At 37.1% G+C, this 24698-nt stretch carries 21 protein-coding genes; 9 read left to right on the forward strand and 12 right to left on the reverse strand.

Features of this window, described 5'->3' with window-relative positions; all coding sequences use genetic code 11:
* Positions 1–6: 6 nt before the first annotated feature.
* Positions 7–837 carry a dimethyl sulfoxide reductase anchor subunit family protein gene (locus NYR30_RS00570; protein ID WP_066113083.1) on the forward strand — a complete coding sequence of 277 codons (831 nt, stop codon included), beginning with the start codon at positions 7–9 and terminating at the stop codon, positions 835–837.
* A 27-nt stretch (positions 838–864) separates the two neighbouring features.
* Positions 865–1731, forward strand: coding sequence for a 4Fe-4S binding protein (locus tag NYR30_RS00575; protein ID WP_066113084.1), 867 nt, complete (start codon positions 865–867; stop codon positions 1729–1731).
* A 62-nt stretch (positions 1732–1793) separates the two neighbouring features.
* Here NYR30_RS00575 and lipA read toward each other — a convergent pair whose 3' ends face one another.
* From lipA to rhlB, 10 genes are all read right to left on the reverse strand, one after another.
* Positions 1794–2756 carry a lipoyl synthase gene (gene lipA / locus NYR30_RS00580; protein WP_066106707.1) on the reverse strand — a complete coding sequence of 321 codons (963 nt, stop codon included), beginning with the start codon at positions 2754–2756 and terminating at the stop codon, positions 1794–1796.
* 13 nt (positions 2757–2769) lie between these two features.
* On the reverse strand, positions 2770–3480 hold the full coding sequence (gene lipB, locus NYR30_RS00585; RefSeq protein WP_066113086.1) for a lipoyl(octanoyl) transferase LipB: 711 nt from the start codon (positions 3478–3480) through the stop codon (positions 2770–2772).
* A 14-nt stretch (positions 3481–3494) separates the two neighbouring features.
* On the reverse strand, positions 3495–3767 hold the full coding sequence (gene ybeD, locus NYR30_RS00590) for a DUF493 family protein YbeD (RefSeq protein ID WP_066106713.1): 273 nt from the start codon (positions 3765–3767) through the stop codon (positions 3495–3497).
* Between the two features lie 131 nt (positions 3768–3898).
* Positions 3899–5083 carry a serine hydrolase gene (locus NYR30_RS00595; RefSeq protein WP_066113088.1) on the reverse strand — a complete coding sequence of 395 codons (1185 nt, stop codon included), beginning with the start codon at positions 5081–5083 and terminating at the stop codon, positions 3899–3901.
* A gap of 131 nt (positions 5084–5214) precedes the next feature.
* Complete coding sequence (locus tag NYR30_RS00600; protein WP_302501518.1) at positions 5215–6042, reverse strand: septal ring lytic transglycosylase RlpA family protein; 828 nt, start codon at positions 6040–6042, stop codon at positions 5215–5217.
* Positions 6043–6085: 43 nt separating this feature from the next.
* The gene (gene rodA / locus NYR30_RS00605; protein ID WP_066106721.1) at positions 6086–7198 is read right to left on the reverse strand and encodes a rod shape-determining protein RodA; all 1113 of its coding nucleotides are present in this window, start codon (positions 7196–7198) and stop codon (positions 6086–6088) included.
* Positions 7195–9105, reverse strand: coding sequence for a penicillin-binding protein 2 (mrdA, locus tag NYR30_RS00610; protein ID WP_066113092.1), 1911 nt, complete (start codon positions 9103–9105; stop codon positions 7195–7197). Before mrdA ends, rodA begins: the two co-directional genes overlap by 4 nt.
* A gap of 5 nt (positions 9106–9110) precedes the next feature.
* A complete protein-coding gene (rlmH, locus tag NYR30_RS00615) occupies positions 9111–9581 on the reverse strand; it encodes a 23S rRNA (pseudouridine(1915)-N(3))-methyltransferase RlmH (RefSeq protein WP_066106726.1) in 471 nt (156 codons plus the stop codon).
* 4 nt (positions 9582–9585) lie between these two features.
* Complete coding sequence (gene rsfS / locus NYR30_RS00620) at positions 9586–9888, reverse strand: ribosome silencing factor (RefSeq protein WP_066106727.1); 303 nt, start codon at positions 9886–9888, stop codon at positions 9586–9588.
* Positions 9889–10041: 153 nt separating this feature from the next.
* The gene (gene rhlB, locus NYR30_RS00625) at positions 10042–11268 is read right to left on the reverse strand and encodes an ATP-dependent RNA helicase RhlB (protein ID WP_066113094.1); all 1227 of its coding nucleotides are present in this window, start codon (positions 11266–11268) and stop codon (positions 10042–10044) included.
* Between the two features lie 162 nt (positions 11269–11430).
* On the opposite strand from rhlB, the gene rho reads away from it, so the two are divergent.
* Together rho and NYR30_RS00635 are read left to right on the forward strand one after the other, a co-directional pair.
* Positions 11431–12693 carry a transcription termination factor Rho gene (rho, locus tag NYR30_RS00630; protein WP_065234244.1) on the forward strand — a complete coding sequence of 421 codons (1263 nt, stop codon included), beginning with the start codon at positions 11431–11433 and terminating at the stop codon, positions 12691–12693.
* A 123-nt stretch (positions 12694–12816) separates the two neighbouring features.
* Positions 12817–14472 carry a sulfatase-like hydrolase/transferase gene (locus NYR30_RS00635; protein ID WP_302501521.1) on the forward strand — a complete coding sequence of 552 codons (1656 nt, stop codon included), beginning with the start codon at positions 12817–12819 and terminating at the stop codon, positions 14470–14472.
* 9 nt (positions 14473–14481) lie between these two features.
* Here NYR30_RS00635 and NYR30_RS00640 read toward each other — a convergent pair whose 3' ends face one another.
* Complete coding sequence (locus NYR30_RS00640) at positions 14482–15741, reverse strand: glutamate-5-semialdehyde dehydrogenase (protein ID WP_302501523.1); 1260 nt, start codon at positions 15739–15741, stop codon at positions 14482–14484.
* Positions 15742–15750: 9 nt separating this feature from the next.
* Positions 15751–16845 carry a glutamate 5-kinase gene (gene proB, locus NYR30_RS00645; protein ID WP_302501525.1) on the reverse strand — a complete coding sequence of 365 codons (1095 nt, stop codon included), beginning with the start codon at positions 16843–16845 and terminating at the stop codon, positions 15751–15753.
* Positions 16846–17314: 469 nt separating this feature from the next.
* Between proB and NYR30_RS00650 the strand changes: the two genes are divergently transcribed.
* From NYR30_RS00650 to exbB, 5 genes are all read left to right on the forward strand, one after another.
* On the forward strand, positions 17315–18151 hold the full coding sequence (locus NYR30_RS00650; protein ID WP_302501527.1) for a ChaN family lipoprotein: 837 nt from the start codon (positions 17315–17317) through the stop codon (positions 18149–18151).
* A 9-nt stretch (positions 18152–18160) separates the two neighbouring features.
* Complete coding sequence (locus NYR30_RS00655) at positions 18161–20311, forward strand: prolyl oligopeptidase family serine peptidase (RefSeq protein WP_302501529.1); 2151 nt, start codon at positions 18161–18163, stop codon at positions 20309–20311.
* Positions 20298–22553 carry a TonB-dependent receptor domain-containing protein gene (locus tag NYR30_RS00660; protein WP_302501531.1) on the forward strand — a complete coding sequence of 752 codons (2256 nt, stop codon included), beginning with the start codon at positions 20298–20300 and terminating at the stop codon, positions 22551–22553. The genes NYR30_RS00655 and NYR30_RS00660 overlap by 14 nt, the downstream gene beginning before the upstream one ends.
* A 43-nt stretch (positions 22554–22596) precedes the next feature.
* Positions 22597–23691 (forward strand): transferrin-binding protein-like solute binding protein, encoded by a 1095-nt coding sequence (locus NYR30_RS00665; RefSeq protein WP_302501534.1) that lies wholly within the window; start codon positions 22597–22599, stop codon positions 23689–23691.
* Between the two features lie 73 nt (positions 23692–23764).
* Positions 23765–24697 (forward strand): tonB-system energizer ExbB, encoded by a 933-nt coding sequence (gene exbB / locus NYR30_RS00670; RefSeq protein ID WP_302501535.1) that lies wholly within the window; start codon positions 23765–23767, stop codon positions 24695–24697.
* The last annotated feature ends 1 nt before the right edge of the window (position 24698 follow it).

The following is a 24698-nucleotide window of genomic DNA, read 5'->3' on the forward strand; positions in this document are numbered from 1 at the left end:
GAAATTATGCATGAATGGCCGCTTATTGCGTTTACAACATTAATACAAATTTCTATTGGTTGTTTTTTGCTAACAATGTTTTATAGGATTAACGGCAAACAAGAGCAAACTATTCACTTGCCTTTAATGGTAAGTTGGTTCATAGGTGGGGTAGGGCTGTTTGTTTCAGTATTTCATTTGGGTAATCCTTGGCATATCTTTAATACTATCAACAATGTTTTTTCTTCATGGATGAGTCGTGAAGTAGTCTTTGTTGGTGGCTATATGGGTTTACTTACCTTAAGTATAGCGTGCTTGATATGGCGAAAAACATATATCAATGTATTGTTAATGCTGACAACAATCGTAGGTATTTGCACAGTTTTTGTAATGTCGAATATCTATGTTAATTCATTATTCTTGTTATGGAATGGTTGGATTACTTATAGCAGTTTTGTTGCTACTACATTAATTGCTGGTGGTGTTATTGCTTGTTTGGCATTGGTGATTTCATTGAGAGAACAACATAATTTCTTGATCATAAAACAAGTCATCACGCAGTTTTTCACTTTTGCAGCGCTTGCGGTAGTTTTAAATATTATCAGTTATTTATATCTACAAGGTCATATAGCCAGTAATGCCACTATAGGAATTTCAGCAAAATATGTAGATAGTGCACTAGTTTTGCAATTAACTCTTATCAAAGCAATCTTATTAGTGATTGGGTTAAGCTGTATGATTTTTTTCCGAGTTAAGTTGGAACAAGGTATCAGTTTATTTGTTATTAGTATTGCAAGTATTAGTATCGTCGCCGCAGAAATTGTTGGTAGATGCAGTTTCTTCTTTCTTGGTGCGTAGATCTCGGCAGTAAGGAATCTGGCAGCAATGTATATTAGTGCTGATTGTGTACGACAAAAATATCAATGGGCAAACTGTAAGCGTTGTGCTGCAGTTTGCCATTTAAATGCAATAAAAGTGACACCCACTATTACTTTGGATTCCAATGTATGTGATGAGTGTGGACAATGTGTTGAGAACTGTCCATTTACCGCGATTGTAGGTACTGCACCTAGTTATAACATTAGAAATAATATTCTGTATGAAGATAATCAGCCTGCACCTTTATTGGAAAAACTTTTACTATTAAGAGCTGATGGTATTAACGAGGTTTGTGTTAAATCATCAGATTCAGATTGGTTTTCAGCGGTACAACAGGCGAATCAGGTGCTATGTGATAATAAGCAACTTTTATTTAAAGTAACGATAGCTGAATCAGTAGTTGAGGAGATACAGTATTCCAAAAGAGCTTTTTTACATTTTTCGACATTAACATTGTCGGCAAAGGCGAGAGAGGGTAGAAGTTTTTCTGATTTATCAAAAGCTTATCCGGAGTATCAGTTTTATCGTATTGCTTTAGATCATCATCAATGTACCTTATGTGGAATATGTGCCGTATATTGCCATCAAAATTGCATCCACTTTACAGATACTAAAGTAGTCATTAATAGTCAAAGTTGTGATGGTTGTCAGTTGTGTCAGGATGTATGTCAATTGAAAGCATTAGAACTGACAAAAGAGATGAGAGATTTAACGGTAATGGAATATCCTGTTTCTCAGCAAGTATGTAGTGCTTGCCATCAGTTATATCGAAGCATTGATAAACAAGATTCAGTTTCTCTTTGTCCGGCTTGTCGATTTCGACAACAAAACAATATGCCCTTGTATAAGATCGGACAACAAGCACTATCCTAGAAATTATAGGAATAAAAAATCCCATAAAGCCTGATACTTTATGGGATTAATTGACTAACAGCTTATTTTACTTCTACACCTTTCGCTTGTAAGTCAGCATGGTAGGAAGAGCGAACAAATGGGCCGCAAGCAGCGTGTTCAAATCCCATTTGTTTTGCTTTAGCGCGGAATTCATCAAATTCTGTTGGTGGAACATAACGTGCAACAGGTAAATGATGACGGCTTGGTTGTAAATATTGCCCTAAGGTCAGCATAGTAACGCCATTGTCACGTAGATCTTGCATTACTTCGAGAATTTCTTCGTTAGTTTCACCTAAACCAACCATTAAGCCTGATTTAGTTGGAATGTGTGGGAACATTTGCTTAAATTCACGTAATAAACGCAATGACCATTGATAATCTGCACCCGGACGTACCTCTTTATATAAGCGAGGAATGTTTTCCAAGTTGTGGTTGAAAACGTCAGGTGGATTTTCAGATAATTTTTCTAAGGCGGTTTCAATACGGCCACGGAAATCAGGCACAAGAATTTCGATTTTAATATTTGGATTTAAGGCGCGAATTTCTTTGACGCATTCAGCAAAATGGCCAGCGCCGCCATCACGTAAATCATCACGATCCACAGAGGTGATTACTACATAACGTAAGCCCATATCTTTGATGGTTTGCGCCAGTTTTTTTGGTTCTTCTGGATCTGGCGGTAATGGCTTACCATGAGCAACATCACAGAAAGGGCAGCGGCGTGTACAGATTGCCCCTAAAATCATAAAAGTTGCCGTTCCATGATGGAAACATTCTGCAAGATTTGGGCAAGAAGCTTCTTCACAAACAGAGTTAAGCCCATTTTTGCGCATTGCTTTTTTGATATTTAAGATCTTTTCTGAGGTTGCCGGTAATTTAATTTTCATCCATTCTGGTTTAGGCAATAATTCTTGATTTGGATCGATATTCTTTACCGGAATAATGGATGTTTTTGCTGCATCGCGGTATTTAACACCACGTTCCATTTTGAATGGTGTGCCCATATTTTGATGTTCCTTATTCTAGATTGGGTAAACCATCAACATAGTGAAGTTGTTGATAGCCAATTAAACGAGTGAAATGTTCGATAAGTTTTGGTGCCACATCAGCACAAGTAATGTCAGTATCAACAAAATCTTGCAGTTGGCACATTTCTAAACCAGCATAACCACAAGGATTAATTGCGTGGAATGGTGATAAATCCATATGAATATTAAAAGCTAATCCATGGAAAGAACAACCTTTACGAATACGTAGCCCTAGCGAACAGATCTTTTTACCATCGATATAAACGCCTGGTGCATCAGGTTTTGGATAACCTTTGATATTGTAATCTGCTAGAGTATTGACGACACATTGTTCTAAATAGGTAACTAGATCACGTACCGATAAAGGCGATTCGCTGCCAGATAATTTATCAATGGCTTTACGTCTTTTTATATCCACTAGAATATACATTACTTGTTGACCGGGACCATGATAAGTTACTTGGCCGCCACGATCAGATTGTACAATCGGAATATCGGTTTTGTGTAAGATGTGTTCCGCTTTTCCGGCTTGTCCTTGCGTAAATACTGGTGGATGTTGTACTAACCAAATTTCATCGATTGTTTCTGCAGTACGTTGATCGGTAAATTGTTGCATACGGTGCCAAATGGTATCGTAAGGTTGCACGCCGAGTTGACGAATAATAACCTGCTGTTCAAGCTGTTCTGTTGTACTTCCCATAGATACCGCCTTTGTTATAACACCATTCTTACTAGCTCGATCTCAGCAAGTTCTTTATAAAGGGTTTCAACCTGTTCAATATTTTGTGCAGTAATGGTAATAGATACAGAGTGATATTTACCATTACGGCTCGGTTTAATTGATGGACTGTAATCGCCAGGTGCGTGTTGTTGAACGACTGCAAGTACACGATCAGTTAATTCAGGGTGAGCGACACCAACGACTTTGTAAGGAAAGTCACAAGGAAACTCAAGTAGGTCTTTTAATTTTGGTTGTTCTTGTTGCATAAATCTCTCTCTTTAACTTTGTATGATTGATAGTGTCAATATAAATTGCTGACTATCAATGGAATTTAACCCACCTTAAATGAGGTGGGTTAGAGAAAAATCAAGTTAAATATTTGTTAACACCACATATTTTAACTAAAAATACTTTTTACGGTAAGCACTATCCAGTCCCAGATTTTGCCGAAGAAACCTGCTTCTTCAACAGTATCCATTACCTGTAAATTTGCGGTTTGAATATCTTTGCCATCAAGTTGATAAACGATAGAACCTACGACTTGTCCTTTTTTCAAAGGCGCCTCTAAGAATTTTTGATTTAACTGATAACGCGCTTTGACAGACTGACTTTTTCCTTTCGGAATCACTAAATAGACGTCAGATAAAGTTCCTAATTTAACTTTGTTTTCTTTACCGTAATAAAGTGGTTGTTCTGAAACAACTTGATTTGCTGCCAATGGTTTTACGTTTTCAAAGTTAGCGAAACCCCATTGCAACAATTTTTTACTTTCAACTTCACGACCTTTGAAAGAGCTTACTCCCATTACAACAGAGATCAATCGCATATTGTTATCGACTGCAGAAGCGACAAGATTATAGCCAGCTTCATCGGTATGCCCTGTTTTTAAGCCATCAACATTTAGTGTTTTATCCCACAATAAACCATTACGGTTTGGTTGTTTGATGTTATTGAAGGTAAATTCTTTTTCTGCATAGATATGATATTCTTCCGGTAGATCGCGGATAAGACGAGAACCGATAATTGCCATATCACGAGCAGTCGAGAATTGACCATCTTGATCTAAGCCATGTACAGTTTCAAAATGGGTATTTTTTAAACCGAATTGGTCAACATATTGATTCATCATATTGATGAAATTAGCTTGGGTACCAGCTAAATATTTTGCCATTGCCACACAAGCGTCATTACCCGAAGCAATAATGATCCCTTTATTTAAATCTGCAACAGAAACTTGTTGATTAACATTGAGGAACATTTTTGATGAACCTGGGAAGTTTTTACCCCAAGACTCTTCATCAATAGTTACCATATCGGTATTATGGATTCTGCCCTCTTTTAAAGCTTGCCCAATGACATAACTTGTCATCATTTTTGTTAGCGAGGCAGGATAGTGTTTTTGATCTGGATTGAGCGCTGCTAATACTTGACCAGTATGATAATCCATTAAGATATAAGTTTGTGCATTTACTTGAGGTGGAGCTACATCATAAAGTCCTTCCGCATAGGTAAATGAAATGCTAGAAAAACTGAGTAAACCTGCTAAAGCGAGTTTTTTCAGTTTTTTAGAATACAACGACATTTTTTCTTCCTTACAACATATTTGAGTAAATAGACAACACATAATTGGCATTATGTGTTGTCTGATAGGTGATGCTATAAATTATATCGTGATAAAGGGGAGGTTTAAAACCTTTACATCACATTTAGACATTAATAGCGATAAGTATAAAGTTGGCTATTGTCTGAATGTAAACGAGAGAAAGCTAATTTGATGCTGTTTACTTTAGCTTGATCGAGTAATGGACCGAAATGGACATTGAATTTATTTCCATCTTGGGTAATTTCTGTTTTTACACCACTCATTGCAAGTTCAGAGATTAGCTTTTCTGCTTTTTCACGACTTTCTATGTTACTGGCAGTTAGTTTAAATTGATTACTGCTATTTTTGTCAGAAGATGAATTTGCCTCAATATTTTCACGAGAAGCTAAGAGGGTTTTTCCACCTTTGCCAGAAAGATTACCATTGCGATCAATAATAACCATATCTAACTTAACATTTGCCGTACCGCGAGCAGTCATCCCCAATTCTTTTGCTGCCGCTTTAGAAAGATCAATGATTCGATTAGAGTGAAAAGGCCCTCTATCATTAATGCGTACGACCACTTGTTTATGATTACGTAAGTTAGTTACTAATACATAGCTGTTAAGTGGCAATGTTTTATGCGCTGCGGTAAAGAGTTTTTCATTATAAACTTCTCCGCTAGATGTTTTTTGTCCTACAAATTTAGGATGATAGAAAGTTGCAGTGCCTTGTTTGGCGTAATTTTTTGCTTCTTTCGTGGTTACTGTACGATAACGTACACCTTTTACTGTATAAGTTTTACTTGTTGTTTTTTTAGGATGATATTGTAACTTGGGGCCGGCAATACCATAAACTTTCTTAGTTTCATTTTTTACTTGTGTTTTGGCTACTGCAAAAGAGGTTTGAAAAAGAAAAAACAATGCAGCCAATACAGTTAAATATTTCTTTAGTTTCATATTAAATATGTTCCCTAACTTTCTTTGATTGCTCAAATGGAAATTAGCTTCCATGAGAAAGCATTCGTCGATGTGTATGTATCGACATTATTAGCCCAAAACCGGCCATTAATGTCACAAATGAAGTTCCGCCATAACTGACTAGTGGTAATGGAACTCCTACAACAGGCAAAATACCGCTCACCATACCAATATTAACAAAGACATAAACGAAGAATATCAATGTTAAAGCGCCGGTCAAAATACGACCAAAAGCGTCTTGTGCTTTCGCACCAATAATTAATCCTCTCCCAATAATAAATAAGTAAATAATTAATAAAATAATAATCCCAACCAGTCCATGCTCTTCACTTAATACTGCAAAAATAAAATCAGTATGCGGTTCAGGCAAGAACTCTAATTGTGATTGCGTTCCCATCATCCACCCTTTACCAAATAAGCCACCTGAACCGATAGCAATTTTGGATTGGATGATATGATACCCTGCGCCTAAAGGATCCTTTTCAGGATCAAGCAGAGTTAATACCCGCGTCTTTTGGTAATCGTGCATCAAGTAAAACCATAACACAGGTATAAAACCAGCTAAGCCAATAATGGCTGAAGCAATTAATTTCCAACTCATACCAGCAAGAAATACCACAAAGATTCCTGATGCGGCCACAAGAATGGAGGTACCTAAATCGGGCTGAATAGCCACAAGTAAAGTTGGTACTATAATTAATGTTAATGCAATTACCGTATTTAATAAGCTCGGCGGTAATTGTCGTTTACCTAAAAAGGTTGCTACCATCAAAGGTACTGAGAGTTTTATTAACTCTGAGGGCTGGAAGCGGAATAAACCTAAATCCAACCAACGTTGTGCACCTTTACTAGTCGTGCCGATTAAATCTACTAAAATCAGCAGAATAATACCAATAATATAAAGATATGGCGCAATCTTTTGGTAAAAACGTGGTGGCAATTGGGCAAACACAAACATTACAGTAAAGCCCATTGCAACTTGCATTAGGCGGTTATCAAACATTTTTTCGCTACCGCCAGATGCACTATATAACACTATTAAGCCATAAATAACAATAACAATTAAGCCTAATAGTAATTTTAAATCAATATGTAGCTTCTGCCATAAAGACACTATTGTATGCTTTTCCGTCATTGTGTCGATACTCCGCTCGGATTAAATTGGCTATTTGTTTGCTTATGCGCAAAATAATAGTCAAAAATTTGTCTGACGATTGGGGCTGCGTTACCTGAACCACCACCAGCATTTTCCATAATAATGGTAACAATCACTTCTGGATTCTCAAATGGCGCATAAGCATTAAACCAAGCGTGATCGTGCAAATGTTTAGATAAGTTTTTCGAGTTATAGGTTTCATTCTCTTTTAAACTAAACACTTGTGCCGTACCTGATTTCCCGGCTACTTTGTAAGGTGTACCAACGAAAGCTTTTCTAGCGGTACCATTTGGACTATTAACAACGCCATACATACCTTGTTTGGCAATATTCCAGACTGCGGTACTTGGTTCTGTGATATCGGCATAGATATGTTTATCTTCATAAGGTTCTATTTGATTGCCGATGACCTCTTTCATTAAATGAGGTGTATTCACTTTACCGTTATTAATCAGAATAGATAATGCTTTTGCCAATTGTAATGGTGTTGCAGTCCAGTAACCTTGCCCAATTCCGACTGGAATAGTGTCACCTTGGAACCATGGCTTTTTGTAGCGTTTTTGTTTCCATTCTCTGGTTGGCATTACACCATTAGTTTCTTCCAGAATGTCGATACCTGTCGATTGTCCAAAACCAAATTTCTGCATCCATTCCGCTAGACGATCAATACCCATTTGATATGCAACATTATAGAAGAAGGTATCAGAAGATTCGGTGATACCTTTGATCACGTTAGTTGAACCATGTCCTGTTTTTAACCAGTCACGAAACCGTTTTGTCGTATTAGGAATGGCAAAATAACCTGGATCATAGAAAGTAGTATTAGGCGTAATAACACCTTCTGTGAGCGCCGAAACTGCAATAAAAGGTTTGACCGTAGAAGCAGGTGGATAAGCGCCTTGTAAGGCACGACTATAGAGTGGGCGATCACTATCGTTTAATAAGCGTTGGTAGTCGTTATAAGAGATACCATCTACGAATAAGTTATTGTCATAACTAGGAGTAGAAACCATCGCGAGAATACTGCTATCTTTAGGATTCATCACAACAACAGCCGCTTTCTGATCGCCTAATAGATTAAAAATATAGCGTTGTAAATCTACATCTAAGGTTAAACGAATATTTTTCCCTGCAATTGCTGGTTGTTCACGTAATTTACGAATTACTTTACCTTGGCTATTAACTTCCACTTCTTCAAAGCCAACTTGCCCATGCAACACATCTTCGTAATAACGTTCGATACCTAGTTTACCAATATCATGAGTACCGGAATAATTGGCTTCTTTTTCTTCTTGTTTCAAACGTTCCACATCGCGATCATTGATTCGAGCCACATAACCGAGAATATGCGTTAATGGCTCTCCATATAGATAATGACGTTTGAAATAAGGTTTTACTTCTATGCTTGGAAAAGCGTATTGATTAACGGAAAAACGCGCAATTTGTTCTTCACTAAGATCCGCTTTTAATAAAATTGGCGTATAGCGTTGTGAACGACGACGTTCTTTTTTAAAGGCTTCGATATCTTCGTCAGTTAAGCCAACAATTTGGCGTAGTTGATTGAAGGTGGCGTCTAAATTATCTACTTTTTCAGGCACAATGTATAAACCAAAAAAAGTCAGATTTTCGGCAAGAATTTTATTATTTTTATCGTAAATAATGCCTCTGGTCGGCGCAATAGGCAGCAACTTAATCCGATTACCGTTAGAACGAGTTTGGTAAGTTTCATAATTAACAACTTGTAGATTGTATAAGTTGGTGATTAAAACACCTGTCAGCACTAAAACACCAATAAATGAAATTAATGCACGACGAGCAAACAGATTACTTTCTGCTTGGTTGTCGCGGATAGTTTCCTTTTCTTGCAAAAATTTCATTAATTTCATCTGAATTATTCTCGATGATAAGGGTGGTTTGTGGTTAAACTCCAAGCACGATATAGGCTTTCAGCAACGACAATACGTACTAATGGATGTGGTAAGGTTAAAGGTGACAATGACCAGCTACGTTCTGCCGCTTGTTTACATTCTGGTGATAATCCTTCAGGACCACCGATCAACAAACTAACATCACGACCATCTTGTTTCCAGCTCTCTAACTGTTGTGCTAATTGTGGTGTTGTCCAAGGTTTTCCAGGAATATCTAACGTGATGATCATACTATTTTTACCGCATGCGGCGAGCATTGCTTCACCTTCTTTTTCCAGGATACGTTTAATATCAGCATTTTTACCACGTTTACCAGCTGGAATTTCAATTAATTCAAGCGGTAAATCTTTTGGAAAACGGCGTTGATATTCTTCGAAACCTTCAGTTACCCAAGCAGGCATTTTGGTACCAACGGCAATTAGCTGCAATTTCATACTATTAAGCCCATAGTTTTTCTAATTGATATAGGGTACGAGCTTCTTCTTGCATAATATGTACCATCACTTGACCAAAATCGACGACGATCCAATCACTGGTGTTGAAACCTTCTGCACCAAAATTTTCAATCTGTTTTTGTTTGCAATGTGTCATTAAGTTTTCGCCTAAAGAAGCGACATGACGGCTGGAATTACCAGTACAGATAATAAGATGATCAGTGATTGGCGATTTGCCTTTCACATCAAGTACTAAAATATCTTTTGCTTTCAGATTGTCTAATTCAGCGACAATAATTTCTAACACACTAAAGCCCTTTTTTGCTTAAAAATGATACATCTTGAAAATTTAAGGGGCGAATTGTATCACGATATTGGTTGTGAAGGAAATTAGAACAAAATTGAGTGAGAGGAAAATTAGCAAATGCCATTTAGTGGTAGATAAATGGCATTTTTTAATTTATTTATGATGAGCGTTAGCAGAATAATATTTTTTATTGGAACGCGCTTTTTTGATTTTAGGTAATGGTAATAACGCCGTTGGATCATAATGACTCACTGGAATATGATGGCCAATATATTGCTCAATCGCTGGGAGGTTAATTGCATAATCTTCGCAGGCAAAGCTGATGGAGATTCCTGTTTCACCAGCGCGGCCAGTACGACCGATTCGATGCACATAATCTTCATAGTCATCAGGTAAGTCATAATTAAAAACGTGGGTAACTTGCGGAATGTGTAATCCACGCGCAGCCACATCAGTAGCAACTAGAATGTCTAATTGTCCATGAGTAAATTGTTCTAATAATTGAAAACGTTTCTTTTGGATGACGTCGCCTGTTAATAGACCTGCACGATGCCCATCCGCGATTAAATAGTGCCAAATTTTTTCACATTGATGCTTAGTGTTAGCAAAAATAATACAACGTTCAGGCCATTCTTCTTCAAGCAACGTTAGTAGTAACTTCATTTTGTCTTCATTTGACGGATAAAAAAGTTCTTCTTTAACGCTGTCGGCAGTTTTATAGGTTGATTCGATCTCAACATAATGTGGATCATTCATATCCTCAAAGGCTAATTCACGTACTTTAAAAGAGAGTGTTGCCGAAAATAGCATTGTTAAACGTTCAGTTGGTGGCGGACAATGGCGCAGTAAATAGCGAATATCACGAATAAAACCAAGATCGAACATTCTATCAGCTTCATCTAATACGACACATTGGATCTGATTTAAAGAGATAACACGTTGTTTAACGTAATCGATCACGCGTCCTGTGGTACCAATTAAGACATTAACTCCCGCCTGTAATGTCTGCATCTGTTTCTCATAACCGTCACCACCATAGGCTAAGCCTAAGGATAATCCTGTGTGTTGCGCAAATAGTTGCGCATCATGATAAATTTGGACGGCCAGTTCGCGAGTCGGTGCCAGGATGAGTGCAGATAAATGTTGTTTTGCGGTTGGGGATTGTTGTAAACGTTGAAACAGTGCAGTTAAAAAAGCGATTGTTTTTCCTGTTCCTGTTTGTGCTTGACCTGCAATATCTTTACCTTGTAATGAATAGGGTAAAGAGAGCGCTTGAATTGGGGTACAGTATTCTAATCCCATTTGTTGTAATGCACTTTGGATCGTGGGATGCAAAGAAAAATCGCTAAAACGAGTTGTTGTCAGATATTGATGTTCCATAAATAATCTTGAGATTTTAGTAAAATTTGCTTAATTCAGGGCAAATTCTACTCTAAAACTAGACAATAGTCTTTTTTAATGGTAATTTTGCCACTGAAATTTTATCTCATATCTAAATTACAATTCGTTTTTAATCTAATCTACAACAACATTTCAGTTATTATGAATTTAACAGAATTAAAAAATACTCCTGTTTCTGAGCTAGTGAAATTGGGCGAAGAACAAATGGGGCTCGAAAATTTAGCGCGTTTAAGAAAACAAGACATTATTTTTGCTATCCTCAAACAACATTCCAAAAGTGGTGAAGATATTTTTGGTGATGGTGTGTTAGAAATCTTACCTGATGGCTTTGGTTTCTTACGTTCTGCTGATAGTTCTTATTTAGCTGGCCCTGATGATATTTATGTATCGCCAAGTCAGATCCGCCGTTTTAATCTGCGTACTGGCGATATGATTGAAGGGAAAATTCGCCCGCCAAAAGAAGGTGAACGTTATTTTGCTCTTCTCAAAGTAAATCAAGTTAATGATGACCGTCCTGAAATCTCTCGCAATAAAATCCTTTTTGAAAACTTAACACCTTTACACGCTAATTACCGTTTACGTATGGAGCGTGGTAATGGTTCAACTGAAGACTTAACTGCTCGTATTTTGGATTTAGCTGCGCCGATTGGGAAAGGTCAACGTGCATTGATTGTTGCGCCACCAAAAGCAGGTAAGACTATGTTCTTACAAAATATTGCGCAAAGCATTACCTATAATTATCCAGAATGTATTTTAATGGTATTGCTGATTGATGAACGTCCAGAAGAAGTAACCGAAATGCAACGTATGGTAAAAGGTGAAGTGGTCGCATCAACCTTTGATGAACCTGCTGCTCGCCACGTTCAAGTTGCGGAAATGGTAATCGAAAAAGCAAAACGTTTAGTAGAACATAAAAAAGATGTGGTGATTTTATTGGATTCTATTACTCGTTTAGCGCGTGCTTACAATACAGTGACGCCAGCATCCGGTAAAGTGTTGTCAGGTGGGGTTGATGCGAATGCGTTGCATCGTCCAAAACGTTTCTTTGGTGCTGCACGTAATGTGGAAGAAGGTGGTAGTTTAACCATTATTGCAACTGCGTTAGTGGATACTGGCTCTAAGATGGATGAAGTTATTTACGAGGAATTCAAAGGAACTGGTAATATGGAACTTCATCTTTCTCGTAAAATCGCAGAAAAACGAGTATTCCCAGCGATTGACTTTAATAGTTCAGGTACCCGTAAAGAAGAGTTGCTCACTACACCGGATGAATTACAAAAAATGTGGATTTTACGTAAGATTGTTCATCCAATGGGTGAAATTGAAGCAATGGAATTCTTAATTGATAAATTATCAATGACTAAGACAAATGAAGAGTTCTTTGAAGCGATGAAACGCTCTTAATTTCAACAATTTATTGATAAACCGCATTGGTTATGATGATCATGCGGTTTTTTATTTTGTATTGGAATTAACTATGTAATAATTCAGGATAAATTCTAAAAATCATAAATTGAGATATTCAATATGGAATATATTTTATTAGCTTTATTTAGTCTGAGTGCTTTGATTTTTATTATTAAATCACATTATCGTTGGACTTATCTTTTTGCAATATCTCTTTTTATCTTCTTCTTTTCTTTGATGTTTATGGCAACGGCTCAATGGCAAAGATCGCTCAACTTTGCCAGCATTTTGTTTGTTATTTTGATGCTATTTCATCGTTTAAAGATTCATTATTACAAACAACCTTTGTTAATTTCAGATTTTATTCTTGCCTTTGATCCACGTAATTGGGAAACATTATTGCATTATAAAAGTGCAATTTTGGCCATTTTAGGATTATTGGGATTAGCTGTTTATGCAGTTATTGGATTTGCATCAGTTGAATCGTTAGGGGTTGTTGCCCAACTATTAGGCTTGGTGGGTACAGTCATTTCATTTAGTGTAATGTTTTATTACAGCAAACATCCACAAGCGATTCAGGTGTGGTTAGATTCGTTGCCAGATGATGGACGAGATGTCTTTTTAAATTTACCGATGTCGACACGAGGTGTATTTTTTCATGTACCGCAAATCGAGGGAGATGGAACACATTTTCAGCAAAAAATGGCAACAGTTGCTGATTATCCATTAAAGGGAGAAAGGCCTGATATTGTTATTTGGTTACATGAATCAACATTTGAACCACAACAATTTGCGTTTCAATCGGCTTCACTACCAGCACTGACAATGTATCAACCACGTCAAGATTTAGTACTGCATAACTTATTGCGTGTACATACGTATGGCGGAGCAACATGGAAATCTGAATTTGCTTTTTTAGCAGGGGTGCCATCAACAGATTTTGGTGCGATGGCGAGTTCAGTGTTTTATTCTGTGGTTCCTCATTTAGAATATAGTTTGCTGAAGAATTTAAAACAGCATGGTTATTATTGCGTAGCATTAAGTCCCTTTACTAAGGGGAATTACAATGCAAAACAGGCCTATGAATATTTGGGTTTTGATTTATTGCTACAACCACAAGATTTAGGCTACCCAGCCCCAATGTCAAAAAATTTATGGCATATTGAAAGCCATGATATGGCGAAATATGTACAAATGATTTTGGAAAAACAGCATCCTAAGCTACAAGAAGTCACTCAGCCAATATTTATCTATGTTTTAACAATGTATGAACATGGCCCTTATCACGCACATACAGAAAATTTTTATCAAATTACCGATGAAAATTGGACGGCTCATCATATCGGCTTAATCAACGATTATGTGCAGCGTTTAGAGAAGTTGAATGATTGTATGGAGCAGTTTAATTGTTATTTACAGCAACGTGGTAAACCCTATCTGCTAGGATATTTTGGCGATCATCAGCCTAATTTTGAACGTAAAAAAGTAGAATATCAGCCAACAATTTCACAGTTTATGCATCCTGATTATATTACGCAATTTACGCTAAGAGCGAATTATGCGACTAACCCAATTAAAGTAACGAATTTGTTAGATATTGCACAAATTGGTGGCATATTATTAGAGGCTGCCGGATTAGAAGCAGATCAATTCTTTAAAGCCAACATTGCTATGCGTAAATTGGGTGGTGCTTTACAAGAATATGATATTGAAGATAAGACTTTATTACATAATTATCAGCACTATCTTTATCAACAGTTAAAGATAGTGCGATAACAAGAAAGATTATTTTCTGATGGCATAATCGCCAGAACAGATCCATTTATAGGTGGTAAGTGCTTCTAAGCCCATAGGGCCTCTAGCGTGCAGTTTTTGTGTACTTACTGCCACTTCCGCACCTAATCCAAATTCGCCGCCGTCAGTGAAACGTGTACTTGCATTGAGATAAACAGCAGCAGAATCGACTTGTTGAGCAAATTGCATTAAAAGTTGTGGATTTTGACTCAAGATACCGTCAGAGTGCTGGCTGCCATAGTGACGGATATGGGCGATCGCTTGATCAATGTTTTTCACAACAACAACATTTAGATCAAGAGATAGCCATTCTTGGCTAAGAGTAGCTTCTTCTAATGGTTTTACCCGATCAGTATGTTGAGCAAGAATAGCGAATGCTTGTGGATCAGCATGGAATGTAATTAATGGCTGTTGATTGTATGTCGCAAGTTTTGGCAAAAATTCAGCAGCAATACTTTCTTGAACTAATAGCGTTTCCAGTGTGTTACAGGTGCTTGGACGCTGGGTTTTCGCATTATGAATAACGGTTAATGATTTATCGAAATTTGCCGATTGTTCCACAAATAGATGGCAGACACCAATTCCACCAACAATCACAGGAATTGTGGATTGTTCTTTGCATAATTGATGCAGCGCTGCACCACCACGAGGAATAATCATATCAATATATTGATCTAATTTGAGCAGCTGGGTGATAAGTTGACGATCTGGATTGGTAATCGCCTGAATTGCAGCAGCAGGAAGTTGTTCGCTGGTTAAAGCCTGCTGAATAATTTCAACTAGAATTTGATTAGTGTGTTGTGTTTCTTTTCCACCACGTAAAATTGCCGCATTACCTGTCTTAAGGCAAAGACAAGCAACATCAACGGTGACATTTGGACGAGCTTCATAAATCACACCAATAACGCCGAGCGGTACTCGTTTTCTTTCAATTTTAATGCCGCTGTCGAGTTCTGCACCATCAATAATATTACCAACAGGATCGGGAAGAGAAATAACATGTTTGACTTCATGAATAATATTATCCAAACGTGATTCTGTAAGCATTAAACGATCGATCAATGCTTTGCTGATTCCTTGTTGTTCAGCATTTTGAATATCTTTTGCATTTGCGTTCAGAATATCTTGTTGGCGCTGTTTTAATTGTTGTGCAATACGAGCTAATACTGCATTTTTTTGTTGATGAGAAAGTTCTGCAAGACGAAAGGCAGCCTCTTTCGCTAATTTCCCCATTTGTTGTAAATCTGTCATAGCCTATTCCTATAATAAAACAAGGTCGTCACAGTGGATCACAACTGAGCCATATTCGTAACCTAAAATATCATTGATTTTATGGGATTGTTGTCCCTTAATTTGTTGTAAAGCATCACTGTTGTAACGTACCATACCGCGCGCTAATGGCTTGCCGTTAGTATTTTGCAGCATAATGACTTCACCACGAGAAAAAGTGCCATCGATTTGTTGAATACCAGCAGGAAGTAGAGATTTATGCTGAATGGTTAAAGCCTGTTCAGCACCCTGATCGACAGTAATTTTTCCGGCAATAGGCGCCGCAAATAACCATTGCTTACGACCATCAATGGCATGATTTGGTACTTTAAATTTTGTACCAATATCGACATCATTTGCTAGATCAACGATGACATTCTTGCGTCCGCCGGCTGCGATAATGGTTTCAATACCTGAACGTGTTGCAATATCAGCAGCGGTAATTTTGGTGGACATTCCACCTGTACCCAATCCAGATACGCTACCACCTGCAATCGCACGAGTTTCATTAGTAATTTTTTCAATTACTGAAATCAGTTTTGCATCAGGATTACTTCTTGGATCGCAATCAAATAAGCCTTGTTGATCGGTTAATAAATAGAGTTGGTCTGCGTGTGCTAAGATTGCAGTTAACGCAGAAAGGTTATCATTGTCACCGACTTTAATCTCTGCAGTTGCAACAGCATCATTTTCATTAATCACTGGAATAATTTTATTCTCAAGTAGTGTCATTAGCGTATCACGCGCATTAATAAAACGTTCACGATCTTCAAAATCGGCACGAGTTAATAAGATCTGTCCGATCTTAATATCGTAAATCTCAAATAGTTGCTCCCACGTCTGAATAAGTTGACTTTGTCCAACTGCAGCAAGAAGTTGCTTTGAAGAGATGGTCGCCGGAAGTGAAGGATAATTCAAATAGTGTCTGCCAGCAGCAACAGCACCGGAAGTAACGATAATAATACGGTAGCCTTGTTGATGCAGTGTTGCACATTGGCGGACAATTTCCAACATATGTGGACGATTGAGTTTTGATGAACCTTGGGTTAATACACTGGTTCCAAATTTTAAAACGATGGTTTTCATAGTTATATTGAGACAAAATTCAAAGCGTTTAAGGTAGCATAAACCTTGGAAAAAACGAAAAAGAATAAACAACTTTTTTGAGTAATTTTGTGACCAGTAGTGAAATGGGGATTTACCTTACTAAGTATAGCTAGATAACTGCTATATATTAATCTCATGTAATAGTAGATTTTAGACACTCTAATTGCAGCTTTTAGCAAAATTTTGTTTTTAATCACTTTCTTAATGATTTAATTTGTGTCTAGCAATACTCTAATTTGATTAGTTATTCTTTTCAGTTGCAAAATTGACTTCATTTCTGCCGTAAGTTGTAAATTGTTTAAAAAATAATTTGTTTTATTGGATAGGACTAAATTTAGCTACAATTTACCCTAATAGTCTTTAAAAGATAATAATTATTATTTACAAAATAATAAAATTATGATTTGATCTTGGTAATTATTCTTATTCTCATTTTGATCGTTTATTGATGCGTATTTTATTTCTTTTTTTAGTCAGCATATATGGTTTAGTTGGTTGTGTGAGTGAGCCTATATCAGTTCGACAATCAGTTATCCAGTACAAAGTTTTTGATGTAAAACAAAGAGCTTTTATTTCATATGATAGTTTTATTGAGCAATTAAATCAGACTCATTTGATTTTGTTGGGAGAAACTCACGATCAATATTTACATCATAAAGCTGAACAACAACTTGTTGCAGACTTATTGGCTAATAAGCGATTAAACTCTGTGATGTTAGAGATGTTGCCTTCATCACAACAGGCAGTGTTATTAAAAGCACAGTTAACGTTACGTAAACAACAGGTAAAAGACAGTACGGTTGTAAAGCAGCTATTACGATGGAATGATGAATGGGATTGGCGACAATATGCTGATTTAGTAACATTAGTTGCAACGTCAGAAATTGGCTTATATGGCGCAAATCTTAATCAAAAGGAAATCAATACGTTATGGAGTGGCGCTTATCCTTTAAATGGTAATATTTCTACATCTACAGTAGTGAAGCAAAGATTAAAAAACTTGATGTTATCTTATGCTAGTGAGCATCATAGTTTGGAAATGCAGCCTGAATCTATCAACAAACTTGTTGAGATTCAACAATTCAAAGATCGTAGAATGGCAGAAACATTAATCAAACAGCCAAAACCAAGTGTATTGATTGCAGGACGTTATCATGTCAGTAAATCATTTGGTGTTCCCTTACATCTACAAGATTATCAGTATAGTAATTATCAGGTGATTATTTTTACTGATAAGTTGGATTCTATTAAGGAAGAAGAAGCTGATTATATTTGGATACTGTAAAGGTGAGGGATGATGTTACAAATTGTATACCGTACTTTTGTCATTATGCTATTGAGTAACTTTGTTTATGTCCAATCTAGTTTGGCTAATCCCATGATTGATCGTAAACAAAACAAATTAGTTCTACCATTTGACACAATTTCTGATCCTTATCAGTGGTTAGAAACTGCTGATAAAGCGGAAATTATCCCATTGGTTAAACAAGAAAATGGTTACACTGATGCCTTTTTATCCTCTGAACGAAATTTACAGCAAACTTTATTACAAGAGATGAAAGCTCGTTTAGCTGAGAGTAAAAAAATAAAAATTTGGCAGCAGCAGGGAGTATTTTATCGTCAATCTTATACTGGACGTTATCCACTTTATGAAAAACAAGCATCTGATAAAAAATGGCAGACTATCATTGATGGTAACAAAAGAGCGGTGCAATTTTCTTATTATAATTTGCTCAAACCGATAATCAGCCCTAATCAAAAAATGGCTTTAATTATTGAGGACATTGAGGGGGATGAGCAATATCAGTTTGCCGTGTTAGATCTGGAAAATGGTCATATTCAGCAAGAATTGCAACATGTTATGCCAAGTGCAGTGTGGACAAAGGATAATCAAGCCATTTATTATTTACAGCGAGATCAGCAATTTAAACTAGGCTTATATCTACACCGAATTGGTCAAAATCAACAACAAGATAGCTTGATTTATCAAGAACAAGATCGTAGCTTTTTTGCTGATGTTAGTCTTTCCTCGTCAGGACAATATCTAATTTTATCAATGAATAATGCCACACAATCTGAAGTGAGATTGATTGATCTAACTCAAGATAATGCCACATTGCAACTGGTTTTAGCTAGACAACCTAAACTTGAATATTATCTTGATCATAGTGATGATGGTTTTTATGTACGGAGTAATTTTAACCAGCATTCAGCAATGCTGCACAATGAGTTTGCTTTATTCCACTTTGCTAAATTGGGTGAGGATTGGCAGCCTGTTTTTGTCCCAGTAAAAGCGAGCGAATTAGAAAGTTTTACTCTACTGAAAAATTGGGTGGTCGTGCGTTTAAGGGAAAAAGGGGTAAGCAACTATCTTTACTGGCAGAAAAGTACACCAGAGAAGCGTTACCATATTACCTTCCCGACAGAAAATTATTTGGTCTTTTTACAAGGTATTGAAAATGACGAAATACTAAATTTCGGCTACAGCTCGGTAAGTACACCAACGACATCATTGTTATTTGATTTGACAAGAGATCAGTTCATTAGTGAAATTAGCGAGAAGGCACAGGCATATCATACTCAATATTTATATGTAGAAGGGCGTGATGGAGTACTTATTCCTGTCACCTTAGCTTATAAAAAATCTTTATTTGTACAAGGCAAAAATCCGCTGCTGATCACTGGGTATGGATCCTATGGATTCAGTTTTGAGCCTACTTATGGTACGAGTTATTTAAGTTTATTAGATAGAGGATTCGTCTTTGCTATTGCTCATGTTCGAGGTGGCGGAGAGCTAGGCAGTAACTGGTATCAGCAAGGTAAGGGGATTTATAAAACAAATAGTATTAATGATCTCATTGATGTAACCCGATGGTTGCAACAGCAGGGTTACGCCGATCCTGATCGTACTTATGCAACAGGTGAAAGTGCCGGAGGATTGCTAGTGGCAGCGGCAGTCAATCAAGATCCTTCTCTCTATCGAGCTGTGGTATTGCAAGTTCCTTTGCTTGATCTGTTTGCGAATAAGGCAGAAAAAACAAGTGGTGAGCAATCGCAAGAGAGTCAAGAATGGGGTGATGTTAATGATCAGCAGCAGTATCAGAAAATGAAATCTTACTCACCTTACCAAAATATCACAAAACAGCGATACCCAGCTGTATTGTTAATCACTGGATTAAATGATAGTAGAGTACCTTTTTGGCAAAGTCTAAAATTTGCCGCTAAATTGCGTTATCAGCAAGCGGAATATAAGCAACCTCAGCCAGTTTTAATGCGTATTGAGAATACGGCAGGACATCAAGCAGGTAGTGGGCGTTTAGGTAGAATTTTGCGTAACGTTGAAGCGTATAGTTTTTTGTTAAAAATAGACCACACTTTTCTAGCAAAAAAGTTGCAAGATAGTGGCTTAAATCATATTAAAAGGAATCATAATGAACTTAAATAAAGCAGCTCAGTTAGTCACATTCGTTTGTTTATTGGCACTCAGCATACAAGCCAGTGCAGAGGAGCAAGATGAATTGCAATTAGGTGATTTGCAAGTAGCCGGCGAGGGAGGGGGGATTCGCACCGTTGAACAGCAAACCTTCTCTCAAGCGGGTGCAGTCAGTAGCATCGGTGAAATAAAATCATTCCAATCCTTAGATAGCAGTGTACGAGCGCTACCAGGCACTTATACTAATATCAACCCAACACAAGGCACTATCAGCGTTAATATTCGTGGTGAAAGCGGATTTGGTCGCGTTAATACTATGGTTGATGGTGTTCCACAAACCTTTTATGGCACATCATCTAATTCAGCCAGTAAATATCACGCAGAAGATGGAGGTTATGGACCAAGTAGCCAATATGGCGTGATGATTGATCCGAATTTCTTGGTTAGAACTGATGTTATACGTGGTTTTTCTGATGGTGCGAGCGGTGTGAACGCTTTAACAGGTAGTGCGAATTTTCGTACTATTGGCGTAGATGATGTGGTGTTTCACGACCAGAAATTTGGCGTCTTATCTAAATTAAATTATGGTTCAAATGGTGTTGGACCAAATGCTATGTTGGCATTTGGTGCGAAACATAAACTATCGAATGAGGGCAGTCTTGCGGCGATGTTTGCCTATAGCGGTAGCAAAACACAAGCTAATTATAAGCGTGGTGATGGCAGTTATTCCGCTGATAATGATTATGTTCGCCGCCTAGATCAGGAACCACGTTCTTGGTTGGCAAAATTAGAAATAAAGCCGAATAGTGAGCATAATTTATTGTTTAGTGCCCGAGATTATAAAAATAATGTCGGTGGACGTAAAACTACTAATAGTGCTTACGGTATAGAATATAACTACAATCCAAGTTCGTTATTGGTTGATGTGCATGTATTAGCTGCTTATACAAAAAATGCGCAACTATATAATGAGGATGCCAATATTTGGGTATTATCCAATGGTAGAACTGACAATAAATCGGCTTATTTAGAAGTGGATAACACTGCTAAGTTCACTTGGCGAGATATTCATTTTGCAACAGAAATTGGTGCAAGTTTACTGACCAATAGTTATAGCAAAAAAGCAACAGGTGTCGATCAAGATAATTTAGATTACACCCCATTTTCGCCAACTGGTAAACAGCGCTTAGCGAGCCTATATTTAACCAATATTGCAACTTGGCACGATTGGGAGCTAACAACTGGTGTTACCTACACCTATGGCTATGTAGGTGGCTATAAGCCTGCTTGTGATGGTGATGATGTTGAGTGTTTCCCATATGGTGCCGCACAAATCAAAATTAAAAGCCAATCATTGTTGCCATCCGTGATGTTAGCGTGGCAAAAATATGATTGGTTTAAACCTTTCATAAGTTACTCTGAATCTAGCCGTTTACCAAATATTAATGAGGTTTTTTTTAATAATCAGGGTGCAGGCTCAATTAATCCATTCTTAAGACCAGAAAGTGCTAAAACTTACCAGTTAGGTTTTAATACTGAAAAAGAGAATGCTTTTGTTGATGGTGATTTTTTAGGCTTAAAATTGCTTGGCTTTTTAAGTTATGAAAAAGATCGTATTTATAGCCGTAGTTTTTACTTACGTAGTAATGGTACGAGAACGACAAATCTTGATGAAGCAGATAAAGCATATCAGGCGCATATCTATGTTAATGCGTTAGACAAAATAAAATCCAAAGGGATAGAGTTAAGTCTGAATTATGATATGGGATCATTTTTCACTGAATTATCCTACACCTATCAGAAACAAAAACTTCCCGTAGATGTTACCGCCACAGTTGGTACTGGGTTTGGTACAACCTCAATTACTACCTTGCCAGAGCATTATGCCACATTAGGTCTAGGTGGGCGCTTTTGCGATAAAAAACTAATTATTGGCAGCTTGATTAAATATACCGGCAAAAATAGACGGATAAATCCAGCAGGGTTGCAAATTAATCAGGTTGATGACGGCAGTCAAGAGATGCCGAAGATGCCAATAATAGTTGATCTTTATACCACTTATCAACTTAGCAAGAATGTTTTGCTCAAGGCATCAATACAAAATGTGATGAACAAAAATTATGTTGATGCGCTTAACTCATTGAATTCAACTGCTTCGCAATATGATGTGGATGATCAAGATAATGATGTATTCAGTTTTAGCAATATTGCACGAGGTAGAACATTTTTTATAGGTGCCGAAATTCGTTTTTAACTATTAATTTTTTATATGTAACTAAACTAAAGAGGCTCTTAATATGAAAACTTCATATAAATTTATATTTATCGCTTGTTTGCTTGGATTACTCACGGCTTGCCAGTCAACAAGTACTAGCTTTTCGAGTGAAAAACAGAAGCAAATAAATAATGCTGCTACCAGTGAATCTAAAGCGAAAAATGAAGCAACAACAGAAAAAGCAGAAAATGAATCAATTGTGGAAAGTAAGCAGGTAATAGATGGATTTTCTAATCCTTCTTTAAGAGCAGTGCCTTTAACCTCAAGTGCTTCATTAACAGAAGAACAGGGCAAGGCGTCTGGCGATGGATTTGCTGATTCACCTGCGTTAAATGCTGATAAAAGTGTCGGTTGGGTAGTCAATCCGGGTTTAAATTATGAATTTGTTAATCCACAAACCAATACTACAAGGGATCTTGCCACTTTACAGCCAACTGCTGATTTTTTAAAGGATGGCGAAATTAATCCTGATAAGGTACAGCAATATGTACTGACGGACAATGGCGTAAAGGTGGGAACATTTCAATTTGTCAATCAGTCTTATTCTAGCTATGCCACATTTGTGCCTGAAAAAACCTTATCAGAAGACTACGGAGATGGGCTTGAAGAACGCTCTTATCAGAATTTAGAAATGTATGTGATTAATCCGACGCAAAAGGCACAATTCAATCTATTGGAGGGAACGGCAACTTATACGGGTCATACTTTGGGATATGTCGATGGAGTTGAAGGAAAGACTCCTAAAAAGCCTTATGTGGGCGATATTGAATTATCAGTTGATTTTGCGCAGAAAGAAATTTCGGGCAGAGTATTTAATCGTCAAGATGGCTTCACTAAATATCATTGGAGATTTACAGACGATGACGAACAACCGACAGAGAAAGGTATTTCGCTTACTAAGCAAGATCTGATTTTAAAACCGACCAAAGTTGAAGCTGTGAATGGCGTGATGGTGTTTGGTGTCGGCGCACACGATAATGTTGTGGTTAATGATGATGGTAAAGAGGTTTCTATCTCAAGTTATTCAGGGGCTTTTGCTGGACCTAGAGCTGAAGAGGTAGTCGGCAGCATTGGTAATGGTGAGGAAAAAATTATTTTTGGTGCGGCCAAAGAATAAGCATTAAATAAAAGTGCGGTATAAAAAATGAAAATTTGTACCGCATTTTTGGTAAAGGAAAAGAGAGGTGTGAGTGAGCAATAAATATTTAACCATCACGTTGTTAGCATTATTTTTTGCAGTAGGAAGTAATGTGGTGGCGGAGCAAAATAGTCAGCAAGTTTCTGAGCAGTCTATGCAAATGACGCAAATAGCTCAACCAGAACTTAATGATAAGCAGATGGAGCGACAAGCTGATATATCGTTAGATAAACAAACGCCAGCAGAGCAAGAACAGAGTAACTTAAGTGATAATCAGCAAACTAGTTTGCAAGAGGCTAATTTACACGATATGTCGCCATTGGGTATGTATATGAATGCACATTGGGTAGTGAAAATTGTGATGTGGATTTTATTTGTTTGTTCAATTCTTACTTGGTTGATTTGTATAGTGAAATTTATCCAGTTTAGAGTTGCTATTTCTCATTTGAAAAAACAACAACAATGGTTAATGCAACAAACAAACTTTAGTAATACTTATCAACAACTTAGCAAAATTAACAAATCTAATGTCAGTGCTAAATTAATTAGCGAAATCAATGATGAACTGATTAAATCAAATTATCAGCTTGATGAAGATCTTAAGCTGCGTATTGATTACCGCTTAGAGCGACAAATCCAACATTTTGGTCAACAAATGCGTTATGGTATTGCACCACTTGCCACCATTGGTGCTGTCGCCCCATTTATCGGCTTGTTCGGTACAGTTTGGGGAATTATGAATAGTTTTATCAGCATTGTGAATGCGAAAACCACTAGTTTATCGGTTGTAGCACCGGGTATTGCTGAGGCCTTATTTGCCACAGCACTTGGCTTAGTCGCAGCGATTCCTGCGGTAGTTATTTATAATATTTTTGTACGTAGCATTAATCGTTATAACATTCATATTAGTAATTTAATTGCGATATTACGCTTAATGGTAAAACGGGATATTTCGCTCGGTCGTAGACTTTCTACCGAGGGGTAAT

It is taken from the genome of Gallibacterium salpingitidis (genome assembly GCF_030517105.1).
GTDB lineage: Bacteria > Pseudomonadota > Gammaproteobacteria > Enterobacterales > Pasteurellaceae > Gallibacterium > Gallibacterium salpingitidis.

Coding starts and splice junctions, on each gene's coding strand:
- ybeD (WP_066106713.1), bottom strand. CDS start 3,767: ATGCAACAAGAACAACCAAAATTAAAAGACCTACTTGAGTTTCCTTGT.
- NYR30_RS00655 (WP_302501529.1), top strand. CDS start 18,161: ATGATGTTACAAATTGTATACCGTACTTTTGTCATTATGCTATTGAGT.
- NYR30_RS00595 (WP_066113088.1), bottom strand. CDS start 5,083: ATGTCGTTGTATTCTAAAAAACTGAAAAAACTCGCTTTAGCAGGTTTA.
- NYR30_RS00600 (WP_302501518.1), bottom strand. CDS start 6,042: ATGAAACTAAAGAAATATTTAACTGTATTGGCTGCATTGTTTTTTCTT.
- lipA (WP_066106707.1), bottom strand. CDS start 2,756: ATGGGCACACCATTCAAAATGGAACGTGGTGTTAAATACCGCGATGCA.
- NYR30_RS00650 (WP_302501527.1), top strand. CDS start 17,315: ATGCGTATTTTATTTCTTTTTTTAGTCAGCATATATGGTTTAGTTGGT.
- NYR30_RS00635 (WP_302501521.1), top strand. CDS start 12,817: ATGGAATATATTTTATTAGCTTTATTTAGTCTGAGTGCTTTGATTTTT.
- proB (WP_302501525.1), bottom strand. CDS start 16,845: ATGAAAACCATCGTTTTAAAATTTGGAACCAGTGTATTAACCCAAGGT.
- rho (WP_065234244.1), top strand. CDS start 11,431: ATGAATTTAACAGAATTAAAAAATACTCCTGTTTCTGAGCTAGTGAAA.
- lipB (WP_066113086.1), bottom strand. CDS start 3,480: ATGGGAAGTACAACAGAACAGCTTGAACAGCAGGTTATTATTCGTCAA.
- NYR30_RS00575 (WP_066113084.1), top strand. CDS start 865: ATGTATATTAGTGCTGATTGTGTACGACAAAAATATCAATGGGCAAAC.
- NYR30_RS00570 (WP_066113083.1), top strand. CDS start 7: ATGCATGAATGGCCGCTTATTGCGTTTACAACATTAATACAAATTTCT.
- rlmH (WP_066106726.1), bottom strand. CDS start 9,581: ATGAAATTGCAGCTAATTGCCGTTGGTACCAAAATGCCTGCTTGGGTA.
- NYR30_RS00665 (WP_302501534.1), top strand. CDS start 22,597: ATGAAAACTTCATATAAATTTATATTTATCGCTTGTTTGCTTGGATTA.
- NYR30_RS00640 (WP_302501523.1), bottom strand. CDS start 15,741: ATGACAGATTTACAACAAATGGGGAAATTAGCGAAAGAGGCTGCCTTT.
- mrdA (WP_066113092.1), bottom strand. CDS start 9,105: ATGAAATTAATGAAATTTTTGCAAGAAAAGGAAACTATCCGCGACAAC.
- rodA (WP_066106721.1), bottom strand. CDS start 7,198: ATGACGGAAAAGCATACAATAGTGTCTTTATGGCAGAAGCTACATATT.
- rhlB (WP_066113094.1), bottom strand. CDS start 11,268: ATGGAACATCAATATCTGACAACAACTCGTTTTAGCGATTTTTCTTTG.
- NYR30_RS00660 (WP_302501531.1), top strand. CDS start 20,298: ATGAACTTAAATAAAGCAGCTCAGTTAGTCACATTCGTTTGTTTATTG.